The sequence below is a fragment of the Streptomyces sp. NPDC001851 genome (assembly GCF_040297165.1).
Classification (GTDB): Bacteria; Actinomycetota; Actinomycetes; order Streptomycetales; family Streptomycetaceae; genus Streptomyces.
In genome coordinates this window covers 300,577-323,728 of the sequence record NZ_JBEOYR010000004.1, presented here as the reverse complement: position 1 = coordinate 323,728, position 23,152 = coordinate 300,577, and the positions used below count along the sequence as shown (strand labels likewise).

Here is a 23,152-nt window from a genome sequence, read left to right as displayed (position 1 = left end):
CTGGGTGCCGTTCGGGTCAGCGGCTGCTGGTCAGGGACGACCCGTCGCCCGCCGAGCCGGCCCCGGACGGGTCGCTGCCGCTGCCGGACTGGTCACCGGCGCCTGCGCCGTTCCCCGACTGGTCACCGGCGCCGTTCCCGGACGGGTCTCCGGCCGAGGCGGACGGATCAGCGGAGCCGCCGGACTGGTCACCGGCGCCGGACTGGCCGGACTGGCCGGACTGGTCGCCCGCCGAGGCCGACGGGGCGGCGGAACCGGACTGGTCGCCCGCGCCGTTGCCGTTGTTGTCCGCGCCGCCGTTGCCGCCGTTGCCGGCGTTGCCGCCGTTCCCGCCGTTCCCGAGGGTCGCGCCGGTCGCCTGCAGGGCGGCGGTGACCGGCTGGAAGAAGGTCTCGCCGCCGTTGGTGCAGTCGCCGCTGCCGCCGGAGGTGAGGCCGACGGCGCTGCCGTCCTGGGTGAACAGGGAGCCGCCGCTGTCGCCGGCCTCGGCGCAGACATTGGTCTGGATGAGGCCGTTGACGGTGTCGGTGCCGCCGGGGTTCGTCTCGCTCTGGAAGTTGACGGTGGCGTCGAGTCCGATGACCTGGCCGTTGTGCAGTCCGGTGGTGGAGCCCATCCGGAACACGGTCTCGCCGACGGTGGCGTCGGCGGCCTGGGTGATCTGCACGGTCTGCCCGTTGCCGGCGTTGACCTCGCTGGGCGCCTGGGTGTTGGGGTCGTTGTACTTGACGAGCGAGAAGTCGTTGCCGGGGAACTTGGCCTGGTCGACGGTGGCGATCGGCTGGCCGTTCTGGGAGTCGGACCAGTCCTTGGCGGCGACGCCGCAGTGACCGGCCGTCAGAAAGGCCGGGCTGCCGTCGGAAGCGGTGACGTTGAAGCCGAGGGAGCAGCGCACACCGCCCTGCTGGGTCTGGGAGAAGATGGCGTCGCCGCCCGAGACGAACGTCTTGAAGGTGCCGGCGGACTTCTTCAGGGTGGCCATGCCGGAGCCGAGGCTCCGGACGGTGGACTGCAGTCTGTTCCACCGGGCGCCGGTCACGGTGGAGTCGGCGGTGACCAGGATCTTGTCGGTGCGCGGGTCCACGGCCCAGGAGGTGCCGGGAATCGTCGCCTTGGTCTTCAGCGTTCCGGCGGCCGCCTTGAGGGCGCGGGTGCTGTTCTTCACCTGGCGCACGACCGCGCCCGCCTTCTGCGCCTGGGCCATCGTGTTGCTGTCGCCGCCGACCACGTTGACGACGAGCTGCTGCTTGCCGCTGTCGAAGTACGACCCGGCGAAGGCGTCGCCGAGGGACTTCTGGAGCTGGGCGGCGAGGTGGGAGGCCTGTGTGGCCTTCAGCGTCTTCACCGTGCCGGTGGTGCCCGACGCCTGGTTCTTGTCCTGCGAGGCGTTGGCGTTCGGCAGCAGGAGGGCCGCTGCTCCGAGCGCCGCGACACCGCCCACCGCTATCGCGGCTTTGCGCTTGGGCATTCGCTTGTGACTCAAACTTCTCGACCTCCTGGGGACGGGGGGTCTGCCGCTGACGGGCAGTTCGTTTCGTGGCGCCTGGATGGCCGTACGTACGCACCGGCTGCGCGGTGTGTTCAATTCCGTTTCCCAACGGCCGTACGGGGCGGGCGAATCGGCCAAGCCGCGCGTGTCGTGGGAGGCCGCCGGGAACAATCCCCCATATGACGATGACGCCCGCCGAAGCCGACAAGATCCTCTCCGCCAACTTCGCCCCCTGGGTGCTCGATCTCGGGCTGACCGTCGAGACGGTGGGCGAGGACCGGGCCGTGCTGCGACTGCCCTGGTCCGAGCGGCTGGCCCGGGAGGGCGGCGGGCTGTCGGGGCAGGCGCTGATGGCCGCCGCGGACACGGCGACGGTGATCGCGGTGTCCGCCGCGCGGGGCGGCTTCGTGCCGATGACCACGGTGCAGCAGTCGACGTCGTTCCAGCGCGCGGTAACCGGTTCCGATGTCCGGATCGAAGCGGTCCTGACGAAGCTGGGCCGCCGGATGGCATTCGCGGACATCACACTGAGCGACGCCGGTTCGGGCGCGCTCGCGGCACGGGCGAGCACGGTGTACGCGATTCTGGTCTGACACGTTCCGCTACTGATCAGTAACGATCCGTTCCGGGCGCGAAGCGGAATCCCCTCTTCAGGGAATCTGCACATTGAATACTCAACCAAGTCACCGCCGACCTGGGATCTCCACATCCCCGCGCGCCCCGGCACTCCATTGGCGTGGAGTGCCGGATTCGCCGCCCGGCGGGCAAGGGACCGGACGCGCCGATGCGGTGCCGCATGTGAAGGAGTCGCCGACACGGCGTGCGCACGCCTGCACGGATGAACCTCTCCGGGCATCAAGTGCGCAGGTGAGAGCCCTGGTTGATTGGAAGCGCGCCCAGCGTGCGTGCTTTGATCCATTGCACCGCGGGGGTCGCGGCGGGCTCCCGGAGACGGGGGCCCGGCGCCCGCGGTCGCGGCCGTCCGTCTGTCCCCAGAGGGGGCCGCTCTCCCCCTTGTGAAATATCCATCAGGAAGGGAAGTTCCACCATGAACTCCACCCCCCAGGTTGAGACCGTCGAGATCTCGGACGCCGAGCTGGACAACGTCTCCGGCGGTCTGTCCGTGAACGCCCTCAACACCGTGACCGGTGCCGTGAACGGCGTCGCCCCGGTTTCCGGCCTGGTCAACACGGTTGTCGGCACCGTCGAGGGTGTCACCGGCCTGAACGTGCAGCCGGTCACCAACCTGGTCGCCGGTCTCTGATCGCACCTCGTTGCAACGGAAGTCCCGGAGTCGTTCCTCGGCTCCGGGGCTCTCGGATGCCCTGAAACACCAGCGTCTCTCCCACAGGTGAGGGAAGTCCCGTGCAGTTCCGCCAACAGGCCCTCGCCAAGCTCCAGTCACCCGAAGAGCTGGACCTTCCGGTACGGCTGGCCCGCCCGCAGGGCTGGCTCGCCCTCGGTGTCACCGTCGTCGTCATGGCGGTGGCCTCCGTCTGGGCGGTGACCGGTTCGGTCGCCTCCACGGTGAGCGCACCGGCCATCCTCACGCACGGGCAGGGCAGTTATCTGCTGCAGAGCCCGGTGTCCGGCCAGGTGACGGCCGTCCTCGCCACGCAGGGCGAGCGGCTGCCCGCGAACGCGCCCGTCCTGAAGGTCCGTACGTCCCAGGGCGATTCCGTGGTCCGCACGGTCGCCGCGGGCCGCGTCACCGCGCTCGCCGCCACCATCGGGCAGATCATCCAGACCGGGACCAACGTCGCCGCGGTGGAGAAGGTCGCCCACGCCTCCGACCCGCTGTACGCGACCGTGTACGTCCCCGCCGAGAGCGCCGCCGCCATCCCGGCGCACGCCGCCGTCGACCTCACCGTCTCCTCGGTGCCGGCCCAGACGTACGGCGTGCTGCGCGGCCATGTGAAGTCCGTGGACCGCGCCGCGCAGTCCGCCCAGTCGATCTCCGCGTTCCTCGGCGACAGCCAGCTCGGCGAGCAGTTCACCCGCAAGGGCCGCCCGGTGGCCGTCCTGGTCGCGCTCGACAGGTCGACGGCCACGAAGAGCGGCTACCGCTGGTCCACCACCGACGGGCCGCCGTTCCGGCTGGACTCCATGACGCTCGCCTCCGGTTCGGTCAAGCTGGCCGACCAGCATCCCGTCGATTGGCTCCTCCCGTGACCGCCCCACCGGAAACCCGCAGTCGCAGGCGCGCCGCCCCGGCCAAGCGGCCGGTCCCCAAGCCCAGCGGCGGCACGGTCCGTACCCCCACCGTGCTCCAGATGGAGGCCGTCGAGTGCGGCGCCGCCTCCCTCGCGATGGTCCTCGGCCACTACGGCCGGCACATCCCGCTGGAGGAACTGCGCATCGCCTGCGGCGTCTCCCGCGACGGCTCGCGCGCCTCCAACCTGCTGAAGGCGGCCCGCGGTTACGGCCTGACGGCCAAAGGCATGCAGATGGACCTCGCCGCCCTCGCCGAGGTGCGGGCACCGGCCATCCTGTTCTGGGAGTTCAACCACTACGTCGTCTTCGACGGCATGGGCCGCCGCTTCGGCCGGCGCGGCGTGTACATCAACGACCCCGCCAAGGGCCGCCGGTTCGTGCCCATGGAGGAGTTCGACGGCAGTTTCACCGGTGTGGTGCTGGTGATGGAGCCGGGCGAGGGCTTCACCAAGGGCGGACGCAAGCCGGGCGTGCTCGGCGCGATGCCGGCCCGGCTGCGCGGCACCGCCGGCACCCTGCCCGCCGCGGTCCTGGCCAGCCTGCTGCTGGTCGCGGTCGGCGCCGCCGTACCCGCGCTCGGCCGCACCTACATCGACACGTTCCTCATCGGCGGCCAGACCTCCCTGCTGGGCGTGCTGTTCGCGTCGATGGCGACCTGTGTCCTGCTCACCCTGGTGCTGACCTGGCTGCAGCAGGCCAATCTGCTGCACGGCCGGATCATCTCCTCGACCCTCTCCAGCGCCCGCTTCCTGCGCCATCTGCTGCGGCTGCCGGTGACGTTCTTCGCCCAGCGCTCCCCCGCCGACCTGGTGCAGCGGCTGCAGTCCAACGACCAGGTCGCCGAGACCCTGGCCCGCGACCTGGCGGCGGCGGGCGTGGACGCGATCGTCGTCGTCCTGTACGCCGTGCTGCTCTACACCTACGACCCGCAGCTGACCTTCGTCGGCATCGGCGTGGCCCTGCTGAACGTGGTCGCCATGCGGCTGGTCGTACGGCTGCGCGCGACCCGTACGGCGAAGCTGCGCGCGGACACGGCGCGGCTGACCAACACCTCGTACACCGGCCTCCAGCTGATCGAGACGATGAAGGCCACCGGCGGTGAGGACGGCTACTTCCGCAAGTGGGCCGGGCAGCACGCCGCCACGCTGGAGGAGCAGCAGCGGCTCGGTGTGCCGAGCGCCTGGCTCGGCGTGGTCGCGCCGACGCTCGCCACCTTCAACAGCGCGCTGATCCTGTGGATCGGCGGCCTGCGCGCGATCGAGGGGCACATCTCGGTGGGTCTGCTGGTCGCCTTCCAGGCGCTGGTCACCCGCTTCACCGCTCCCCTCACCCGGCTCAACGGCGTGGCGGGCCGCATCCAGGACTTCGCCGCCGACGTGGCCCGGCTGAAGGACGTGGAGAACTTCCAGGCCGACCCGCTCTACGCCCGCCCCGGCGGCGCCGACTCCACGCGCCGGCTGCACGGGCATGTCGAGCTGGAGAACGTCACCTTCGGCTACAGCCCGCTGGACAAGCCGCTGCTGAGCGGCTTCGACCTGACCGTGGGCCCGGGGCAGCAGGTGGCGCTGGTGGGCGGCTCCGGCAGCGGCAAGTCCACGGTGTCCCGGCTCATCTCCGGCCTGTACACCCCGTGGGACGGGGTGATCCGCATCGACGGCCGCCGCCTTGAGGACATCCCGCGCGGCGCGCTGGCCGCCTCCGTCTCCTTCGTCGACCAGGACGTCTTCCTCTTCGAGGGCTCGGTCCGCGACAACGTGGCGCTGTGGGACCCGTCGATCCCGGACGAGGCCGTGGTGGAGGCGCTGCGGGACGCGGCCCTGTACGACGTGGTGATGCGCCGGCCCGGCGGCATCCACAGCAGGGTCGAGCAGGACGGCCACAACTTCTCCGGCGGCCAGCGCCAGCGGCTGGAGATCGCGCGGGCCCTGGTCCGCAGGCCGAGCATCCTCGTCCTGGACGAGGTGACCAGCGCGCTCGACGCGGAGACCGAGCTGGTCGTGATGGACAACCTGCGCCGGCGCGGCTGTGCCTGCGTGGTGATCGCGCACCGGCTGAGCACCGTCCGCGACAGCGACGAGATCGTCGTGCTCCAGCACGGCACGGTCGTCGAGCGCGGGCGGCACGAGGAGCTGGTGGCGCGCGGCGGCGCGTACGCCGCGCTGGTCAGGGAGCGGTGAGATGACGACCATCGGCGAAGGTGACCTCGTGCTCGGTGCGCTGGGGTCCATGGGCACGCGCGTCGACTGCGCCGGCTTCAACCGCCTGGACCTGGAAGGCCCGCAGGTGCTCTGGCTGGTCGCGGCCGGCGCCCTGGACCTGTTCGCGGTGGACGCCGTCCAGCAGGGCCACTGGCACCACCTGGGCCGGCTGGAGCCGGGCGCGCTGCTGCTCGGCCCGGTCGCCGGACCCCAGCACACCCTGGTGGCCCGCCCGGTCCGGGACTGCGTGGTGCACCGGATCAGCCTGCGCGAGCTGTACCAGCCGGCGAACACCCAGACCTGGTCGTACGACGAGTACGGCAACCCCCAGTACGTGCCGCCCGCCACCAGCCCGCTGGAGTACGCCGTCGCGCTCGGCGTCGGCCGCGGCCTGTCGGTGCTCTTCCAGGCGCCGATGGCCGAGGAGCGGGCCCAGGCCCCCACCGACGACGACGTGTTCTGGATGCAGGTGCCGCCGGGCAGCGTCCAGTACGGCTCGCTGTACGGCGCGGAGGCCGCCGCCGACCTGCTGATGGACCCGGCGCTGTGGCAGTCCATGGTGGACCAGCAGTACCGGCTGCTGACCGCGCTGGACCGGTGGATCGAGCAGCTGGAGCGCACCCACGAGACCCGTACGGCCGCCGGGATCAAGGCCGGTGAGGCGGTGCGCGCCGAGGCCGACCAGACGCTGCTGGCGTCCATCGGCAAGCGCTCGGCCCGCCGGACCACGGCCGCCGACGCCGACGCCGGCTACGCCGCCTGCAAGCTGGTCGCCGAGGCGGCCGGGATCAGGCTGGCGGAGCCCGCGCAGAGCGGCACCGGGAGCGAACGCCTCGACCCGGTCGAACGGGTGGCGCTCGCCTCCCGGGTGCGCACCCGTGCCGTACGGCTCCAGGGGCGCTGGTGGCGGGAGAACGTGGGCCCGCTGGTCGGGCACCGGGCGCTGTCCGGGGCGCCGGTCGCGCTGCTGTGGCGGCGCGGCGGTTATGTGGCCGTCCACCCCGGATCCGGCCGCGAGACCCCGATCGAGAAGGCGAACGCGGACGAGTTCGAGCCGCGCGCGGTGATGTTCTACCGGCCGCTGCCCGACAAGGCGCTCTCGCCGTTCGGCCTGCTGCGGTTCAGCCTGCGCGGCACCCGGGGTGATCTGCTCGGCCTGCTGCTGGCGGGCCTGGTGACGGTGGCGATCGGCGCGCTGGTGCCGATCGCGACGGGCAAGGTGCTCGGCGAGTACGTGCCGCGCGCCCAGGAGGGCCTGATCGTCCAGGTGTGCCTGGCCGTGATGGTGAGCGGCGTGGTGGCGGCGGCGTTCACGCTGCTGGAGAACCTGTCCATCCTGCGCCTGGAGGGCCGGATCGAGGCCGCGCTCCAGCCCGCCGTCTGGGACCGGCTGCTCCGGCTGCCCACCCGGTTCTTCACCCAGCGCTCCACCGGTGAACTCGCCAGTGCCGCCATGGGCATCAGCGCGATGCGGCGGCTGCTGGCGGGTGTCGGCCCGGTGGTCGCCCAGTCGGTGACCGTCGGCGCGATGAACCTGGGCCTGCTGTTCTGGTACAGCCCGTCGATGGCCCTGGCGGCGATCGGCATGCTCGTCGTCATCGCGGCCGTGTTCCTGGGGCTCGGGCTGTGGCAGGTGCGCTGGCAGCGGAAGCTGGTGGCGCTCGGCAACAAGCTGAACAACCAGGCCTTCCAGACCCTGCGGGGGCTGCCCAAGCTGCGGGTGGCGGCGGCCGAGAACTACGCCTACGCGGCCTGGGCGCGGGAGTTCGCGCACAGCCGGGAGCTGCAGCAGAAGGTCGGCCGGATCAAGAACCTCACCACGGTGCTCGGCGGGATCTACCTGCCGGTGTGCACCCTGCTGATGTTCATGCTGCTGGCAGGCCCGGCCAAGGGCGCGATGTCGGCGGCCGACTTCCTCGCCTTCAACACCTCGGTGACGATGGTGCTGACCTCGGTCACCCAGCTGACCGGCTCGTTCGTGTCGGCGGTGGCCGCGCTGCCGCTCTTCGAGGAGATCAAGCCGGTCTTCGAGGCGACCCCGGAGGTGCGCACGTCGAGCACCCGGCCGGGCCCGCTGTCCGGCGCGATCGAGGCCCGCCGGCTCTCCTTCCGGTACGCCGACGACGGCCCGCTCGTCCTGGACGACGTGTCCTTCGCGATCCGGCCTGGCGAGTTCGTGGCGGTCGTCGGCCCGAGCGGCTGCGGCAAGTCCACGCTGCTGAGGCTGCTGATCGGCTTCGACAAGCCGGTCTCCGGAAGTGTCCTGTACGACGGCCAGGACCTCGCGGCGCTCGACCAGTCGGCGGTGCGCCGCCAGTGCGGGGTGGTGCTCCAGCACGCGCAGCCGTTCACCGGTTCCATCCTGGACGTCATATGCGGCACCGAGCCGTACACGCCGGAGGAGGCGATGGCGGCGGCGGAACTGGCGGGTCTCGCGGAGGACATCAAGCGGATGCCGATGGGCCTGCACACCATCGTGGCCGGCAACGGGTCCGTCTCCGGCGGCCAGCGGCAGCGCCTGATGATCGCCCAGGCGCTGATCCGGCGCCCGCGGATCCTGTTCTTCGACGAGGCCACCAGTGCCCTGGACAACGACACCCAGCGCATCGTCATCGACAGCACCCGCAAGCTGAACGCCACCCGGGTCGTCATCGCGCACCGGCTGTCGACGGTCCTGGACGCCGATCGGGTGATCGTGATGGAGGACGGCAAGGTGGTCCAGCAGGGCACCCCGTCCGAGCTGCTCGCCGACACCACGGGCCGGCTGCACGAGCTGGTGCGCCGCCAGATGGCCTAACCGGTCTCCGTGTCGTCCTCCTGGTGGTCGTCGTGGTGCGGCATCCAGTGGTGCTCGCAGAACCAGCGGCCGAACAGGGCGCCGCCGTAGATGACGAAGCCGACGCCGATCAGCCAGGACTCCACCACGAGCACGGTGCCGACGGCGCCGTAGCTGAGCGCGTTGGTGACGATGAGCGGGGTGAAGACGAGGTAGGAGAAGGCCCGCAGCCCGACCAGGCCGATGACCGTGGCCACAGCTCCCGGGAACAGCGAGCGCCAGTGGATCTGGCCGCCCAGCAGGAACCGCTGTCCCCACCAGAAGAACAGCACGCCGCTGGCGGCGGACAGGGCGATCCGCTGGGCCCCGTGCAGCGAGTTCTTCGTCGCCACCTCCTGGTAGAGGTAGGCGGTGAGCACCACCAGCCAGGTCGCCTGCCGCCAGACCCGGTGCCAGGGGCCGGGGGGCACGCCCCAGATCCGTTCATAGGCGTTCTGCACGCTGCCGCCGAAGGACACGCCGAACACGGCCAGCAGGACACCGCCCAGGACACTGGTCGTGCCGATGACCTTGCGCGGCGGGCTGATGACGTCGGTGATCACATGGGCGGACCGGCCGGACAGGCCCATGCCGTCGGTCAGCCACGAGGCGAAACCGCCCCGCACCAGGGGATCGGCGGCGGCGACCACGATGAGCAGCGGTGCCAGCGTCACCAGCGCCAGGGTGGCGAAGCCCATGGCCCGGTGCATCAGTTCCAGCTCGCGGCCGTGTGCCAGCAGGGCTCCGGCCCTGAGCCACTCCCACGCGCGGTGCAGCCCGCGCCGCAACCGCCTCACGGCTCCTCCCGTGCTCGCCGCCCACACGCTCTCCTGTGCCGATTCATCCACTCCGGCGCGCTCCGGGCAACTCACGACACGGCCCGGGAGAGGGCTGTTTACGCGCCGTGTGCACCGGAGAATCGGAAGCCGTGCGTACTCCTGCCGAGGTGCCCTTCCCGGAACCGGCCGAGCCGGGTGCCCGGCGGCGCCCGCTGATCCTGAGCGCGGGCATGGGGGCCGGGCACGACACCGTGGCCACCGAACTGGCGCGCCGGGCCGCGGCGTGCGGACACGAGCCGCAGGTGGCCGACGTCCTGCGGCTGCTGCCGTACGGCCTGGGCGGTGGGCTGCGCCGCTCGTACCAGGCGTCGGTACGGCACTTTCCCTGGCTGTACGCCGGTGTCTACGGCGCTTTCCTGCGGGGTGCCACGGGGCCGCGCCCGAGCGGGGTACCACTGGCCCGGCTCGCCGGTGACCGGCTGACGGAGCTGGTGCGGCGGCTGGACGCCGACGTGGTCGTGTCGGTCTTCCATCTGGCCGCGCAGCTCACCGGTCACCTCAGGGCCCGGGGCCGGCTGGGGGTGCCGAGCGCCGTCTTCCTCGTCGACTTCGCGGTGCACCGGCAGTGGCTGCATCCCGGCAACGACCAGTACCTGTGCCTCACGGACGGGGCGGCGGCCGAGGTGCGCCGGGCCCTGGGCGGGCCCGTCGTGACGACCGGTCCGGCGGTCGCGCCGCAGTTCCGCGCGTCGGCGCCGGGTGCGGCCCGGTGGCGGGAGCGCTTCGCCGGGCAGGCGCCCGGCCGGCCGCCGGTCCTGCTGTCCGCCGGCGCCTGGGGCGCGGCGTCCCGGGCGGGCGCCACCGCGCGGCTGCTGGCGGGGGCCGGGTATCTGCCGGTGGTGCTGTGCGGGCGCAACGCAGCGCTGCGCGAGCGGGTGGCCCGGGTGCCCGGGGTGCTGGCCCTGGACTGGGTGGACGACATGCCCGGGCTGCTGTCCGCCGCGTACGCCCTGCTGGACAACGCGGCCGGCCAGACCGCCGTACAGGCCCTGGCCGCCGGGCTGCCGGTGATCGGGTACCGGCCGCTGCCCGGCCACGGGGTGGACGGGGTCCGCCGGATGGCCGATCTCGGCGTGTCGGAACACGCCCCGGACGGGCCGGCGCTGCTGACGGCTCTGGCCGGGCTCACGGAAGGCAGCGCGGAGCGGGCGGCACGGGTGGCGCGGGGGCAGGCGCTGTTCCGGGGGGATCCGATGGAGTACGTGACCGGGCTGTGACTCGGGGACACGGGGACACGGGGACACGAGAAGGGTCGTACCAGCCGCGCCGTGCGGTGTCGGTTCGCACGTGCGTGACGTCGGCGTGTCGGGTGCCCGGCCGTCATCGGGGGCCCGGCGGCAGGGATGCGACGGTGGCGGCAGTGACCGGGCGGTGGTCGCGGAGCGGGCCGACCGCCAGTCCTGCGTCTCGGCAGTCCTGCACCAGGGCGGGCAGGGCGCCGAGGGCCGAGCGCCAGCAGCCGGGGGCCGCGAGCCGGTCGGAGTCGTGCAGCAGAACCGTTCCGCCGCCGCGCAGATCCGCCGCGATCCTGGCCTGCACGGACGCCGGGGTGGCGTCGGCCCTCCAGTCCTTGCCCCACGCCGACCACAGCACCGGCCGCAGCCCGGCCCGGCGGGCGGCCAGCCAGCGTCCGGAGGTGAGGATGCCGTACGGCGGCCGGTACCACTGCGGCCGGTGGCCACAGACGTCCTGCACCGCGCGGACGGTCCGGGCGACCTGCGCGGCGTCCCGGGCGGGGGCCGGCCGCCAGGGACGGTCGTGCGTCCAGCCGTGCACCGCCAGTTCGTGTCCGCGCCGGGCGGTCTCCCGGGCCAGCGCGGGATGGCGCACCACGTTCTCACCGAGCACGAAGAACGTCGCCCGCACGCCGAGGTCGTCCAGGGCGTCGAGGAAGTGCGGTGTGGACCGCGGGTCCGGGCCGTCGTCGAAGGTCAGCGCGACATGCCCGCGGCGTCCGGTGCCGGACAGCCCGGGGAACAGCAGCAGCCGCACGCCCGGAAGCCAGGTGGCCGCCGGTCCGATGTGTGCGGCCGCGATCCCGGCCGGGAGCAGGAGCGCCGCCTTCCGCCATGGCCGGCCGGACATCAGAGACATCGCCGAACCGCCTTCCTGGTCAACGGTGTGCTCGATTCGTATGACGTGTTCCGCCGTCCCGGCGGTCCCGCACGTGCGTGTCCCACTCCTGTCCCTCGGCCGAGGCGCCGGCGAGTCCGAGGCTGCCCGCCCCGATCAGCCCGATGCCGATCACTTCCGGGATCACGCGCAGCCCGAGATGGATCACCTCGTCGAACAGCACCCAGCCGAGGACGACGCTGGTGATCGCGTCGCCGAGGGTCAGGGCGGGCTGGGACGCCGTCAGGGAACCGGCGCCCAGCGCGCTCTGCAGCAGCAGGAAGGCGACGAGCCCGACGGCTCCGGTGGCGTACAGCGCCCAGTGCCCGAACATCGCGTCCGGCCTGTGCGCCAGCCGCCCCACGGCCTCCTTCAGCAGCGCCGCGGTGGTCGCGAAGGACACGGCCGAGGCGAGACCGAGCAGCGCGGCCCGGGCGGCACCCCTCGTCGGACGGGCGGCCGCCACCAGCAGCACCACGACACCGAGCACCCCGCCACCGCCCACCAGCCAGGACCGGGGCGACGCCGTGGGCTGCCCGGCGGACGGCGACGCCGCCACGAGGAAGAGGGCCAGCCCGACGGCCAGGGCGGCGAACGCCAGCCAGGTCCGGCGGTCCGGTGCACGCCGGAAGACGACACTGCCCACGACCAGGGTGAACAGCAGCTCGGCGGCGAGCAGGGGCTGCACGAGGGACAGGCTGCCGGTGGCCAGCGCCCCGCCCTGCAGCACGCTGGACAGCGCCAGCAGCCCGGTGCCGGCCAGCCAGTTCGGGCGCCGCAGCAGATGGGTGAGCCGGCGCAGGGCGGCCCGCGCCCCGGTGCCCTCGTCGGACTCCTGCACGGCGGCCCGGCGCTGCAGCACCGAGGCGGACGCGTTGGACAGCGCCGCGAGCAGGGCGAGCAGCACGGTGACGGCGATCATGGCCGCTCATCCGAAGCGGGCGGCGAGCCGCCGGTAGAGCCCGGGCGCGACGCCGCGCACCCGGGCGGGGAAGCTCAGCCAGCCGGGGACGTACACCTCGTCCCTGCCGTGCAGGACTGCGCTCCAGACGGCGTCCGCCACCCGTTCGGGTGACACCGGACGCGGCCATGTCCTGGTGTAGGGGACACCCCGCCGCTCGAAGAAGGGGGTGTCGACCACGCCGGGGATCACATGGGTGACGCCGACCCCGGTACGGCGCAGCTCGTGGCGCAGGGCGTCGGCGAAGGTGGCCAGGGCGGCCTTCGCGGCGGAGTAGACGGCCTCGCCGCGCACGCCGAAGCGGCCCGCGGCCGATCCGATGAGCACGATGCGTCCCGTGCCGGCCGCGACCATGTGGGGCAGCAGGGCGCGCACGAGGTGCAGCGTGGCCAGCAGGTCGACGCCGACGACCTCGTCGATGCGGGCGTGGGGCATCTCGGTGAAGTCGCCGGCCCAGCCCACGCCGGCGCCGGCCACCAGCAGGTCGAGGCGGCCCGTGTGGTCCAGGACGAGATCGGTGAGCAGACGGTCGGCGCCCGGCCGGGTGAGGTCCGCCGGCAGGGCCAGGGCGTCGGCCTGGGCGGCCACCTGCTCCAGACGTGTGGCGTCGCGTCCGTTCAGCACCAGCCGCCAGCCGCCCTCGGTGGCGAGCCGGCGGGCGACGACGGCGCCGATGCCCGAGGAGGCGCCCGTCACCAGGGCGGTGCGCTGCCGGCCGGCCCGGCCCCCGGATCCGGGGGCCGGGCCCGTCTCGGGGACGGAGGTCCCGACCAGCCCGGTGCGGTCCGACGGTCCTGCGGGGGGCGGGGCATGGGACATGGTGACGACCTCACTGCGACGTATGTGCACGGGCTCGCGAGTTCCGGGGCCGAACCCTCGCGGTGTATCCAGGGCGCCACACACTGAAACACCGCGCACGGCGGAACCCCGCCGAACGCCTGCGGCAGGCGGAACGGAGGAGTCCGAAATCGCCGGGTGGTGCCGTTTCGACGACGGTCGCCACCATGGTCGCCCGGCGGAACGCTTGAGACGGCACGGGCGGGTAACCCGTGGTGGATCAAGACGTCGGCGACGGCGGGAGGAGACGCCATGCCCGGTGGAAACGGTGAGAACGGCGGGAACGGGGGGAACGAGCACGAGGACCGGCCCGAGACGGCGCTCGAAGAGGTGCTCCGGGAGGTCGAGGAGGCCGAGAGGCGCGACGAGGCCAAGGCCTCGGGCGGTGCGGCCGGGGACGCCGTCACCCCGAACACGGGAGCGCAGGAGGAGGCGCACGGGGAGTGAGACGGCGGACCGGCGGCTCACCGATGGGTTCCGGAGGGACCCCCGGTGCCCCGGGGAGGCGGGGGTACCCGACCTCCATGACCAGCCACCCACGAGGACCCCGGCTGCCCCCGCCCCGGGGTCCGCTGTCCGCCGCGATCGCCGCGTACCTGCGTGGTACGGGCCCCCTCCCCCGTCCCGGGGAGGCCGAGGCGGCGGCTCCCTACGACGACGACCCCCAGCTCGCCCTGTACCTGTGCTACGAGCTGCACTACCGGGGCTTCGCCGGTGTCGGCCCCGAGTTCGAGTGGGACCCGGACCTGTTGCGGGTCCGCGCCGCGCTGGAGCGTCGCTTCCTGTCCGCGCTGCGTGCCGACGCGCCGGGCCACGACAGCCTCGACGACGCGCTCGCCGCGCTCCTCGTCGAACCGGCCGAGGGTACCGGGGTGACCCATTTCCTGTGCGCCGAAGGCGAGTTGTGGCACCTGCGCGAGTACGCCGCCCAGCGCTCCCTGTACCACCTGAAGGAGGCCGACCCGCACGCCTGGGTGCTGCCCCGGCTGTGGGGCCGGGCCAAGGCGGCGATGGCGGCGGTGGAGTTCGACGAGTTCGGCGGGGGCCGGGCCGACCGGGTGCACGCGCGCCTGTTCGCCGCGCTGATGGCGGACCTGGGCCTGGACACCGCCTACGGCCGCTATCTGGACGCGGCCCGGGCGGAGATGCTCGCCGTCGTCAACCTGATGTCGCTGTTCGGCCTGCACCGGGAGCTGCGCGCCGCGCTGGTGGGCCACTTCGCCGAGGTGGAGATCACCTCTTCGCCGGGTTCCCGCCGGCTCGCCGAGGCCATGCGCCGCACGGGCGCCGGGGCCGCCGCGGAGTTCTTCTACGACGAGCACGTGGAGGCGGACGCGGTGCACGAACAGGTCGTACGCCATGACGTGATCGGCGGACTGCTCGCCGAGGAGCCGGAACTCGCGGCGGACGTCGCCTTCGGGATCGACGCCACCGAGTACCTGGAGGACCGTCTGACCCGGCGGCTGCTCGCCGACTGGCGCGCCGGACGCTCCTCGCTGCGGACGCCCCTGCCGCCGGAAACAGCCCATATATCCTGAATGCCGGGGTACTCGCGCGCTGTGATCGCTTTGGTGCTCCCGGGCGTGTACGCCCCACAGGACGACACGGAGCTGCTGGCCGAGGCCCTCCGCGAGGAGGCCCCGATGCCTGGTGCCCGCGTGCTCGACGTCGGCACCGGCAGCGGGGCACTGGCCCTGGCGGCGGCCCGGCAGGGCGCCGAGGTGACCGCGGTGGACGTGTCGCGCCTGGCGGTGTGGACGGCGCGGATGAACGCGTGGCTGTCCCGGCTGCCGGTACGGATCCGGCACGGCAACCTCTTCGCACCGGTCCGGGGCCGCACGTACGACCTGATTCTCGCGAACCCTCCCTACGTCCCGGCACCCGAGGCCGGTCGCGGCCCGCACGGCAGGTCCCGGGCCTGGGACGCGGGTCAGGACGGGCGGCTGCTGCTGGACCGCATCTGCCGGGACGCACCCGCGCTGCTGCGCCCCGGCGGCGTGCTGCTGACCGTGCACTCCTCGCTCAGCGATCCCTGCCGCACGCTGGAACTGCTGCGCGCCGCGGGCCTGAAGGCCGCGGTCGTCCGGCGCCGCTGGATCGCCTTCGGGCCGGTGCTGCGCTCCCGGGAGGACTGGCTGCGCGGGCGCGGTCTCATCCCCCCGGACGAGGACAGGGAGGAACTGGTGGTGGTCCGTGCCGAACGAACACGCTGACCGGGCCCGTCGGATCACCGTGCAGCGGCACGGGCCGCTGTTGGTGGAGGGGCCGGTCGAGATCGAGCTTGAGGACGGCACGACGGTCTCCTCGGACCGCTTCCGTGTCGCTCTGTGTACCTGCCGGCGCAGTCGCCGCTACCCGTGGTGCGACACGAGTCACCGGCGCAGGGCCAAGGACACCGACTGAAACCGCTCGTTTTTCGCCGCCCCCCGGGAAGGGCCCCCCACGGGCCCACCCGGGGAGCGGCTGTGTGCCCGGAGACCGGCGGGCGGCCCCACTCCGCCCGTCGGTTCCGGTGCGAGATCGCAGGTACCCCGCTCCAGGGGCCGCACTCCCCAGTTGCGGACCTGATCCGGTGTGTGCGGGGACACATGCGATCCCGGTCTCTAGAAGGCGAAGACGCCGTCGCCGATGGCGTCACGCTCACAGCTGTTGCCGAAGGTGCGCTCGTAGGAGACGCGCTTGCCCTGCCAGACACCCTGAACGGTGACGACGACCGGGTTGTACAGCTTGTTGCACCACACTTCGCCGGCCTTCAGGGCGTTGAAGTCGCCGCCGGTGCCGCGCAGTTCTGCGCAGGCCTGGGCCGCGGCCGGGTGGGTGCCGGAGGCCGCGGGGGCGCACGTCAGGGTGACGGCGCGCTCCGGGGTGGCCGTGGCCACGTCGCTGCCGTGGCCGGTGGTGAGGACCAGCGCCGAGGGGGCGTAGAGCGACGACGGGGCGGCGCCCGGTGCAGCGACGGCGGCCCCGGTCAGGGGTCCGCAAACGGCTGCGGCCGTGAGGCCGAGGGCCGCTGCCCAGCGCGCGGTGTTCCGCATTGTGTGCATCCTTCCGCTCGAATAGACGAGATGCCGGCCCGGACCCGGTCGGGCGCCGGGGCGGCGAGCGCCACTCTGCCGAGTCCGCCGGGGAAACTCACATCGACCGCATGCGTTTCGGTAACCTTTCGTGTTGAAGTAGTGGCGTGAAGTCACGGAATCCGCACAGCGTGACCCTGGAACTGAGCGGGTCCAGCCCTTCCGGGCCCCCGGGATGGCCGAAAATCAGCGCTTCGTTAATCGTCCTGAAACATTCCGACTCCGACCGCGCCGAACCCCTTCGTGACGCCTTGTGTTCACGAAATGATCACCATGCTCAGTGCAGTTGCCTGATCGGCCGGGCGGCCGGCCCCGCGACCGACAGCGAGCCCGGCCTCGCCGAGGTCGTGCCGGCCGACCAGCGCTGGCCGGCGGAGCGGTCCCGGACCTTGACGACGAGGTCGGCGCCGGCGTTCTGGCCCGAGGTCGCGAGCGCGAGGGTCCGGTCCCAGCGGGGCAGCAACTCGCCCTGCCCGGTGAGGTCGTAGCGCACGTCGTCGCCCCGCGCGGAGCCGGCGCCGGCGCAGGTGCCGAGGATCACCACACCGGCGTCGGCGTGCGAGTCCAGGCACAGTCCCGAGTCGGCCGCGCTGCGCAGCAGCCCGTCGGCGTCGTACGTCCACTGCTGGGTGAGGGCCGAGGAGCAGACGGCGAGGCCCGTGCTCGCCCCGGTCTTCGGTGTGCCCTTGATGTCCAGGCACAGCCCGGCGGCGGCGTTGCGCAGCAGGGTGGGACGGCCGGCGGCGGGCAGTCCCGCGGGGGCGGTGGCGGACGACGGCGGGGACTGGCCCGTGGCGGTGCCGGGCACGGCGCTGGAGGAGGCGGCCGGGCCGGTCCCGTCAGCGCCGTCCGGCCACACGCTGACCGCGAGGACGGTCGCCAGCAGCCCGGCCGAGGCCACGCCGACGCCGGTGAGCAGCGTCCTGGAGGACCAGGCGGCGCCGGGGATCCGGGCGAGCGGACCGGGCCCGCCGCCGCGCCGCCTGCCGCGCGGGACCGGATCGGGGGACCCGGGTTCGCCGCCACCGCGCCGCCGGGCGCCGGTCAGGGCGGCGCGGGCGAGCAGGCCGGGCCCGCCGCCGCGCCGGCGTCCGCCGGAGCGCCGGGAGCCGCCACGGCCGCGGGCCGGGCCGGGGCGGCGGCCGGGGCGGGATTCGAGGTAGCGGCGGGCGCCCCAGCCCAGCACGGCCTCGGCGAGCAGCACGCCCAGGGCGGCGTCGGCGTGGCCCAGTTGCTCGGCGGCGTGCCGGCAGTAGGCGCAGCCGGACAGGTGTTCCTGGACGTCGGGCAGCAGGGCGCCGGCCCCGCCACGGCGGATCGGAACGTCGAGCAGGCGGTTGTAGTAGCGGCATTCCTTGCCGGGCGCGAGTTCCCGGTGGGCGCGCACCAGGCCCTCCCGGAACTTCTCGCGAGCCTGCTCCAGCGCGACCGCCGCGCTCTCGATGTCCACGCCGAGCAGCCCCGCGGGAACGGTCATCGGCTCGGCCTCGACCTCGATGTGCCACAGCAGCGCCTGCTCCAGCAGGGAAAGGGCGTGAAAGGAGCGGTCCGACAGGGCGCGGTTCTCCGGTATCAGGGTCTTCGCGGCGCGCATCCCCCGGCCCCCGGCGGGCTTGGCGAGTCCGGGCAGTACGGCGGTGATCCGGTCGGTGCCGGACCAGTTGACGACCGTGTCCCGGACCGTCACCAGCAGCCGGGGCCGCAGCGCTTCGGCTCCTTCGCCGAGCGCGAGCCGGCCGAGGACCTGGTGGAAGGCGGTGGCGGTGACCATGTGGGCGAGCGGCCCGGACTGCGCCAGGCAGACGACGGCGTAATCGTGGGCCGGCTGCCAGTGACGGGCCATCAGCAGGGCGGCGGACCGGGAGCCCTCCGCGTCGGAGCCGGCCCGCAGCGGACCGGCGAGCAACTCGTCGGACTCCCCGGAGTCGTCGCCGGGCGGCGGATAGGGCGGACGAGCGGGGTGGGGGGTGAGCACTGAGCGTGTTCCTTATGGTGCGTGCTGCGTCGATGCGTGTCTCTGCGGCGCGTGGCGAGGGAAATGGGCCGGAGCTCGGCCGGTGACGTTCCGCATCCGCCGGAGAAACCCCGGACTCTACCCCCCGCACGGGCGTTTCAACCCTTGCACAACTTCCACACCAGCAACAGGCCGCCCACACAACCTCGGAAGTTTTGAAAGAAAGTCAGACAGCGGACCGGCTCTTGGGCAGGTGGCGCGGCCTCCTCAGATCTGCCAGGAGCGCAGCCGGTCGGCCGCGCCGTACACGTCCGCCTTGCCGGACATCAGATCGCGGGCGAGGTCGACGAGGGCGCCGTAGGGCGGGTCGATACCGACGCCGCTGACGAACATGTAGGCCACCGCGGTCGCACAGGCGAAGCGGGCGTTGGCGGCGGGCAGGGGCTTGAGCACGGCGAGCGTGTGCAGGAGTGCGGCGGCCCGCCAGGCGGGGTCGGAGTCCACGCCGAGCCGGGGCGGATCCACGCGGTGCCGGGCGACGGCGGCGACCAGCGCGGAGAAGTCGTCGACCGCGGGCTGGTCGGGCAGGACCTCCTCATGGCGCTGGAGCAGCCAGGGGACGTCGATATGGATGACGGAAGGCATGCGTCAGGCGGCCTCGTCGTTCACGGCGGGTTCGTCGTCGGGGAAGGCCGCGGCGAACTCCTCGGCGTGCGCGGCGAAGAACCGCCGGAATGCCTCGGCGCCCTCCTGCAGGGCCCGGTGCCGCGCTATGTCGGCGGCTGCGGCCTCGCGCACGAGGGCCTTCATCGACGTACCCCGCTCCTTGGCGATCTGCCGCAGGTCCTCAAGTTCCCGTTCGCTGAACTCGACGTTGAGAGCTGGCATGTCCCTCACGGTACCGCGCGGGTACTCACCCGTAAATCTCGCCAGGTCAGCTGCCCTTTCCCGCGGTACCCGCGGTCGGGCCGCCGGAGGTCGCGGCCCGGACCGCCCCGGCGCCCTCCACCGGTCGGCCGGCACCCGGTCCTCGGCGCGGGCGCGGTGGAACGCGGGCGGCGTGTCCGGACGCGCGCAGTAACTGGCGTCCGCGTACGGGGGGTTCGGCGGGGCGGGGCGGTCGGGCCTGTCGTGGGGCCTGTCGTCCGGTGCGGCGGTGCGGACGACCGGGCGGGGCGGGGTCGTCCGCCCCCGGACCGCACCCGGACCGCGCCCGTACACAGGCCGTCCGCCCGCGCGGTGGCGGCCAGCGGGACCGGACGGGTACCGGAGCGGACGGCGGCGAGGGCCTTGTCCGGGTCGGCGGCCCCTGCGTACGCGCCGGTCGGGTCGGTGACACCGCCCGGGTCCGGCCGCCGCCACCCGCGACACCCGCGGCCGGAGGCCCCACGTACCGATCGTCGGGTGACCGCCGTGGCGGCTCCCCTCATCAGGGGCCGGAAGCAGAAGTACTCACAACTGATCGTGAACAAACAGATTCTGACGGATTGCCCTGTGCGATCGTCAAGGGTGCGGCAGTACACGACCGCGCCCGGCCGGGATCGGCCGGATCCCCGCCTTGACCGGCTCCGGCCGACTGGCCGGGGCGGTGGAGGTTGTGGTTCACGGGAGTCCCCGAAGCACTAGGCTGGAACACGAGAGGTGCCACCTGTTCACTGTGAGTGTGCGCTTGGGAGCGGCGACGATGAGCCGGGTCTATCCGTTCGACGACGCGGCGACGGCCCGGGCTGTCATCGACGACGAGGGAACGCTGGTCGAGTGGAACGAGGGCGCCCGACGCCTGCTCGGCCACCCCCCGGACGACGTCCTGGGCCGCCCCGCCGCCCGGTTGCTCGCCGGGGAGTACCCCCCGGCCCTGCCCACGGGCGCCCGCTGGGAGGGAACCGTCGGATTGCGCCACCGGGACGGCCGTACCGTGCCGGTCTGGCTGCTGGCGCACCGCCGGCCGCCGCACGACGGACACGGCGGCGGCTGGCTCGTCGTCACCCCGCTGCCCGCCGCGGAACCGCCCGCCGAGGACGACCCGCTCGCCGCGGCGGGCCTGCTCCAGTCGCCGTGCGCGATCGCGGTGTACGACGCGCAGCTGCGGCTGCGCCGGATGAACGAGGCGATGACCCAGGTCATCGGGCTGCCGGAGGAGCGCCTGCGCGGGCTGCGGCTCGCCGAGATCGGCGGCAGGCCGCAGACCGACGACCTGGAGCAGGGCATGCTCCAGGTGCTGACCACGGGCCGGCCGCTGGACGTGCAGACCTCCATGCGCACCGGCGGCGAGGACCGCGCCCACGCCTGGCTCGCCCGGATGGCACCGGTCAAGGACGCGCGGGGCCGGGTGCGCGGGGTGTGCCTGGCCGCGCACGACATCACCGACAGCCACCGCGCCCGCCAGCGGCTCCAGCTGGTGAACGAGGCGAGCGTGCGCGTCGGGAGCACGCTGGACGTCACCCGCACCGCCCAGGAGCTGGCGGACGTGTGCGTTCCCGCGCTCGCCGACTTCGTCACCATCGACCTGCTGGACCCGCAGGAGTACGGCGGCGAGCCCCCGGCCCGCCTCTCGGCGCCGGTCAGCCTGCGCCGGGCCGCGCACCAGTCGGTCCTCGACGGCGTGCCGGAGGCGGTGATGGAGCCCGGGCAGACCGAGGTGTACCCGGCCGGCTCCCCGCAGGCGGACTCGCTGACCGCGGGCCACACGATCACCGCCTCGGTGGCCGCCGGCGACCTGCAGCAGTGGCTGACCTGGAACCGCGCGCGGGGCGAGCAGGTGCGCAGATTCGGCATCCACTCCTCGATGTCGGTGCCCATCCAGGCCCGCGGGCTCACCCTCGGCGTCGCCGTCTTCACCCGTCACCGGCGCGCGGACCCGTTCACCGCGGACGACCGGCTGCTCGCCGAGGAGATCACCACCCGGGCCGCGGTCTGTATCGACAACGCCCGCCGCTACTCCCGGGAACGCGAGACCGCGCTCGCGCTCCAGCGCAGCCTGCTGCCGCGCACCCTGCCGCGCACGGCCGCGCTGGAGGCCTCCTCCCGCTATCTGCCGGCCGCGCGGGCCGGAGTGGGCGGCGACTGGTTCGATGTGATCCCGCTGTCCGGGATGCGGGTCGCGATGGTCGTCGGGGACGTCGTCGGACACGGCGTGGAGGCCTCGGCCACCATGGGCCGGCTGCGGACCGCCGTACGCACCCTCGCCGACATCGACCTGGCCCCGGACGAGCTGCTCACCCACCTGGACGACCTGGTGGTCCGGCTGTCGGAGGAGTCCGGCGGCGACGGCAGCCCCGGCGAGGTCGGCGCGACCTGCCTGTACGCCGTCTACGACCCGGTGTCGCGGCGCTGCACCCTGGCGCGCGCCGGGCACCCGCCGCCCGTGCTGCTGCGGCCCGGCGGCCGGCCGCAGCTGCTGGACCTGCCCGCCGGTCCCCCGCTGGGCCTGGGCGGACTGCCCTTCGAGTCCGCCGAGGTGGCCCTGCCCGAGGGCACCGTGCTCGCGCTGTACACCGACGGTCTGGTGATGTCCCGGGAGCGGGACGGGGACGCCGGCCGGGAGCTGCTGTACGAGGCGCTCGCCGGGCACACGCACTCCCTCGACGTGACCTGCGACCGTGTGCTGCACGCCCTGCTGCCGCCGGGCGGTGTCCCCGACGACGTGGCGCTGCTGCTCGCCCGCACCCAGGGCCTGCCCGCCTCGCAGGTGGCGACCTGGGACATCCCGGCCGACCCGGCGCTGGTCGCCCCGATCCGCAAGCAGGTCGTGGAGCAGCTGGGCCCCTGGGGGCTGAGCGAGGCGGCGTTCACGGCGGAACTGGTGGTCAGCGAGCTGGTCACCAACGCCATCCGGTACGGCTCGCATCCCATCCGGCTGCGTCTGATCCACGACGCGGCCACGCTGATCGTCGAGGTGTCCGACACCAGCCACACCGCTCCGCACCTGCGCCGGGCCAAGACCTTCGACGAGGGCGGCCGCGGGCTGCTGCTGGTCGCCCAGCTCACCCAGCGCTGGGGCAGCCGGCACACCCCGGAGGGCAAGACGATCTGGGCGGAACTGTCCCTCTTCGAGGAGGACGAGTAGCGCTCAGGACCCCGCCAGCCACGGCCGTACCTGTTTGCGGGCCTCGTGCAGGCGGGACTTGAGCGTGCCGAGCGGGATGCCGACGCGCTCGGCCACCTCGGCGTAGTCCAGCTGGCAGATGTCCCGGTAGACCAGCGGCGCGACCAGGTGCGGATGCGTCCGCTCCAGCCGCTCCAGCGCCTCCAGCAGGTCCACCCGGGAGCCGGCGATGACGCTGGTGGTACGCGGGTCGACGGCGTACGACGGCTCGATGGCGGCAGGCTGCTCGGCCGCCCGCCGCTTCAGCTCGCGGTACTTCTGCCGGGCGCAGTTGGCGACCACGGTGTACAGCCAGGTGCTGAACCGGCTGCGGCCCTCGAAGCCGGAGATGTACCGGGCCACCTGGAGCAGCACGTCCTGCGCGGCCTCCTCGGCGTCCTCCCGGCACGGCAGGAAGCGCCCGCAGCGGCGCAGGACCTCCGGCCGGATCTCGGTGAGCAGCCGGTCCAGGGCCGCGCTGTCGCCGGCGGCGGCCCGCCGGGCGAGGTCTTCCATCGGCGCCTGGTCCTGCACGGACGGGCCCTCCTCCAAGTCGATCTCAGGCCAGGCATGAT

Annotated in this window: 21 protein-coding genes; 11 read left to right on the top strand and 10 right to left on the bottom strand. The window is 73.4% G+C overall.

Translation table 11 applies throughout. From position 1 onward, the window contains the following. Positions 1 to 16 precede the first annotated feature (16 nt). The gene (locus ABT171_RS08155; protein WP_351241121.1) at positions 17 to 1,468 is read right to left on the bottom strand and encodes a S1 family peptidase; all 1,452 of its coding nucleotides are present in this window, start codon (positions 1,466 to 1,468) and stop codon (positions 17 to 19) included. A gap of 200 nt (positions 1,469 to 1,668) precedes the next feature. Here ABT171_RS08155 and ABT171_RS08150 point away from each other — a divergent pair, with 200 nt between their 5' ends. From ABT171_RS08150 to ABT171_RS08130, 5 genes are all read left to right on the top strand, one after another. Beyond that, positions 1,669 to 2,082 carry a PaaI family thioesterase gene (locus tag ABT171_RS08150; protein WP_351241039.1) on the top strand — a complete coding sequence of 138 codons (414 nt, stop codon included), beginning with the start codon at positions 1,669 to 1,671 and terminating at the stop codon, positions 2,080 to 2,082. A 455-nt stretch (positions 2,083 to 2,537) separates the two neighbouring features. After that, positions 2,538 to 2,753, top strand: a complete 216-nt coding sequence (locus tag ABT171_RS08145) for a type A2 lantipeptide (protein WP_351241037.1) — start codon at positions 2,538 to 2,540, stop codon at positions 2,751 to 2,753. A 101-nt stretch (positions 2,754 to 2,854) separates the two neighbouring features. Further along, complete coding sequence (locus tag ABT171_RS08140) at positions 2,855 to 3,661, top strand: HlyD family efflux transporter periplasmic adaptor subunit (protein WP_351241035.1); 807 nt, start codon at positions 2,855 to 2,857, stop codon at positions 3,659 to 3,661. Next, complete coding sequence (locus ABT171_RS08135; protein ID WP_351241033.1) at positions 3,658 to 5,880, top strand: NHLP family bacteriocin export ABC transporter peptidase/permease/ATPase subunit; 2,223 nt, start codon at positions 3,658 to 3,660, stop codon at positions 5,878 to 5,880. Before ABT171_RS08140 ends, ABT171_RS08135 begins: the two co-directional genes overlap by 4 nt. A 1-nt stretch (position 5,881) precedes the next feature. Continuing rightward, positions 5,882 to 8,698, top strand: a complete 2,817-nt coding sequence (locus ABT171_RS08130) for an NHLP bacteriocin export ABC transporter permease/ATPase subunit (protein ID WP_351241031.1) — start codon at positions 5,882 to 5,884, stop codon at positions 8,696 to 8,698. Here ABT171_RS08130 and ABT171_RS08125 read toward each other — a convergent pair. Then, positions 8,695 to 9,513, bottom strand: a complete 819-nt coding sequence (locus tag ABT171_RS08125; protein WP_351241029.1) for a YhjD/YihY/BrkB family envelope integrity protein — start codon at positions 9,511 to 9,513, stop codon at positions 8,695 to 8,697. The genes ABT171_RS08130 and ABT171_RS08125 overlap by 4 nt on opposite strands. Before the next feature lie 149 nt (positions 9,514 to 9,662). On the opposite strand from ABT171_RS08125, the gene ABT171_RS08120 reads away from it, so the two are divergent. Next, positions 9,663 to 10,772, top strand: coding sequence for an MGDG synthase family glycosyltransferase (locus ABT171_RS08120; protein ID WP_351241119.1), 1,110 nt, complete (start codon positions 9,663 to 9,665; stop codon positions 10,770 to 10,772). A 103-nt stretch (positions 10,773 to 10,875) separates the two neighbouring features. On the opposite strand, the gene ABT171_RS08115 is transcribed toward ABT171_RS08120, so the two are convergent. Genes ABT171_RS08115 through ABT171_RS08105 form a run of 3 tightly spaced genes read right to left on the bottom strand, consistent with a single transcriptional unit; the run spans position 10,876 to position 13,447 of the window. Then, entirely contained in the window at positions 10,876 to 11,649 is a 774-nt protein-coding gene (locus ABT171_RS08115; RefSeq protein WP_351241027.1) for a polysaccharide deacetylase family protein, read from the bottom strand. 19 nt (positions 11,650 to 11,668) lie between these two features. Beyond that, on the bottom strand, positions 11,669 to 12,589 hold the full coding sequence (locus ABT171_RS08110; protein WP_351241025.1) for a DMT family transporter: 921 nt from the start codon (positions 12,587 to 12,589) through the stop codon (positions 11,669 to 11,671). A gap of 6 nt (positions 12,590 to 12,595) precedes the next feature. Next, entirely contained in the window at positions 12,596 to 13,447 is an 852-nt protein-coding gene (locus tag ABT171_RS08105; protein ID WP_351241023.1) for an SDR family NAD(P)-dependent oxidoreductase, read from the bottom strand. Between the two features lie 270 nt (positions 13,448 to 13,717). On the opposite strand from ABT171_RS08105, the gene ABT171_RS08100 reads away from it, so the two are divergent. From ABT171_RS08100 to ABT171_RS08085, 4 genes are all read left to right on the top strand, one after another. Further along, on the top strand, positions 13,718 to 13,912 hold the full coding sequence (locus ABT171_RS08100) for a hypothetical protein (RefSeq protein WP_351241021.1): 195 nt from the start codon (positions 13,718 to 13,720) through the stop codon (positions 13,910 to 13,912). Positions 13,913 to 13,989: 77 nt separating this feature from the next. Continuing rightward, positions 13,990 to 15,003 carry an iron-containing redox enzyme family protein gene (locus ABT171_RS08095; RefSeq protein WP_351241019.1) on the top strand — a complete coding sequence of 338 codons (1,014 nt, stop codon included), beginning with the start codon at positions 13,990 to 13,992 and terminating at the stop codon, positions 15,001 to 15,003. After that, positions 15,004 to 15,678: a HemK2/MTQ2 family protein methyltransferase gene (locus ABT171_RS08090; RefSeq protein WP_351241017.1), complete on the top strand. Its 675-nt coding sequence runs from the start codon at positions 15,004 to 15,006 to the stop codon at positions 15,676 to 15,678. It begins immediately after the preceding gene. Then, entirely contained in the window at positions 15,659 to 15,868 is a 210-nt protein-coding gene (locus ABT171_RS08085; RefSeq protein WP_351241015.1) for a CDGSH iron-sulfur domain-containing protein, read from the top strand. The genes ABT171_RS08090 and ABT171_RS08085 overlap by 20 nt, the downstream gene beginning before the upstream one ends. Before the next feature lie 200 nt (positions 15,869 to 16,068). On the opposite strand, the gene ABT171_RS08080 is transcribed toward ABT171_RS08085, so the two are convergent. From ABT171_RS08080 to ABT171_RS08065, 4 genes are all read right to left on the bottom strand, one after another. Next, the gene (locus tag ABT171_RS08080) at positions 16,069 to 16,500 is read right to left on the bottom strand and encodes a subtilase-type protease inhibitor (protein ID WP_351241013.1); all 432 of its coding nucleotides are present in this window, start codon (positions 16,498 to 16,500) and stop codon (positions 16,069 to 16,071) included. 316 nt (positions 16,501 to 16,816) lie between these two features. Then, positions 16,817 to 18,514, bottom strand: coding sequence for an RICIN domain-containing protein (locus tag ABT171_RS08075; RefSeq protein ID WP_351241011.1), 1,698 nt, complete (start codon positions 18,512 to 18,514; stop codon positions 16,817 to 16,819). 246 nt (positions 18,515 to 18,760) lie between these two features. Next, positions 18,761 to 19,138 carry a toxin Doc gene (locus ABT171_RS08070; RefSeq protein ID WP_351241009.1) on the bottom strand — a complete coding sequence of 126 codons (378 nt, stop codon included), beginning with the start codon at positions 19,136 to 19,138 and terminating at the stop codon, positions 18,761 to 18,763. Positions 19,139 to 19,141: 3 nt separating this feature from the next. Continuing rightward, positions 19,142 to 19,381 (bottom strand): hypothetical protein, encoded by a 240-nt coding sequence (locus tag ABT171_RS08065; RefSeq protein ID WP_351241007.1) that lies wholly within the window; start codon positions 19,379 to 19,381, stop codon positions 19,142 to 19,144. A gap of 796 nt (positions 19,382 to 20,177) precedes the next feature. Between ABT171_RS08065 and ABT171_RS08060 the strand changes: the two genes are divergently transcribed. Next, positions 20,178 to 22,559, top strand: coding sequence for a SpoIIE family protein phosphatase (locus ABT171_RS08060; RefSeq protein ID WP_351241005.1), 2,382 nt, complete (start codon positions 20,178 to 20,180; stop codon positions 22,557 to 22,559). Between the two features lie 3 nt (positions 22,560 to 22,562). Here ABT171_RS08060 and ABT171_RS08055 read toward each other — a convergent pair whose 3' ends face one another. Beyond that, a complete protein-coding gene (locus tag ABT171_RS08055; RefSeq protein WP_351241003.1) occupies positions 22,563 to 23,111 on the bottom strand; it encodes an RNA polymerase sigma factor in 549 nt (182 codons plus the stop codon). Positions 23,112 to 23,152 lie beyond the last annotated feature (41 nt).

Coding starts and splice junctions, on each gene's coding strand:
- ABT171_RS08100 (WP_351241021.1), top strand. CDS start 13,718: ATGCCCGGTGGAAACGGTGAGAACGGCGGGAACGGGGGGAACGAGCAC.
- ABT171_RS08115 (WP_351241027.1), bottom strand. CDS start 11,649: ATGTCTCTGATGTCCGGCCGGCCATGGCGGAAGGCGGCGCTCCTGCTC.
- ABT171_RS08095 (WP_351241019.1), top strand. CDS start 13,990: ATGACCAGCCACCCACGAGGACCCCGGCTGCCCCCGCCCCGGGGTCCG.
- ABT171_RS08070 (WP_351241009.1), bottom strand. CDS start 19,138: ATGCCTTCCGTCATCCATATCGACGTCCCCTGGCTGCTCCAGCGCCAT.
- ABT171_RS08145 (WP_351241037.1), top strand. CDS start 2,538: ATGAACTCCACCCCCCAGGTTGAGACCGTCGAGATCTCGGACGCCGAG.
- ABT171_RS08065 (WP_351241007.1), bottom strand. CDS start 19,381: ATGCCAGCTCTCAACGTCGAGTTCAGCGAACGGGAACTTGAGGACCTG.
- ABT171_RS08155 (WP_351241121.1), bottom strand. CDS start 1,468: ATGCCCAAGCGCAAAGCCGCGATAGCGGTGGGCGGTGTCGCGGCGCTC.
- ABT171_RS08080 (WP_351241013.1), bottom strand. CDS start 16,500: ATGCGGAACACCGCGCGCTGGGCAGCGGCCCTCGGCCTCACGGCCGCA.
- ABT171_RS08150 (WP_351241039.1), top strand. CDS start 1,669: ATGACGATGACGCCCGCCGAAGCCGACAAGATCCTCTCCGCCAACTTC.
- ABT171_RS08110 (WP_351241025.1), bottom strand. CDS start 12,589: ATGATCGCCGTCACCGTGCTGCTCGCCCTGCTCGCGGCGCTGTCCAAC.
- ABT171_RS08060 (WP_351241005.1), top strand. CDS start 20,178: ATGAGCCGGGTCTATCCGTTCGACGACGCGGCGACGGCCCGGGCTGTC.
- ABT171_RS08090 (WP_351241017.1), top strand. CDS start 15,004: ATGCCGGGGTACTCGCGCGCTGTGATCGCTTTGGTGCTCCCGGGCGTG.
- ABT171_RS08105 (WP_351241023.1), bottom strand. CDS start 13,447: ATGTCCCATGCCCCGCCCCCCGCAGGACCGTCGGACCGCACCGGGCTG.
- ABT171_RS08130 (WP_351241031.1), top strand. CDS start 5,882: ATGACGACCATCGGCGAAGGTGACCTCGTGCTCGGTGCGCTGGGGTCC.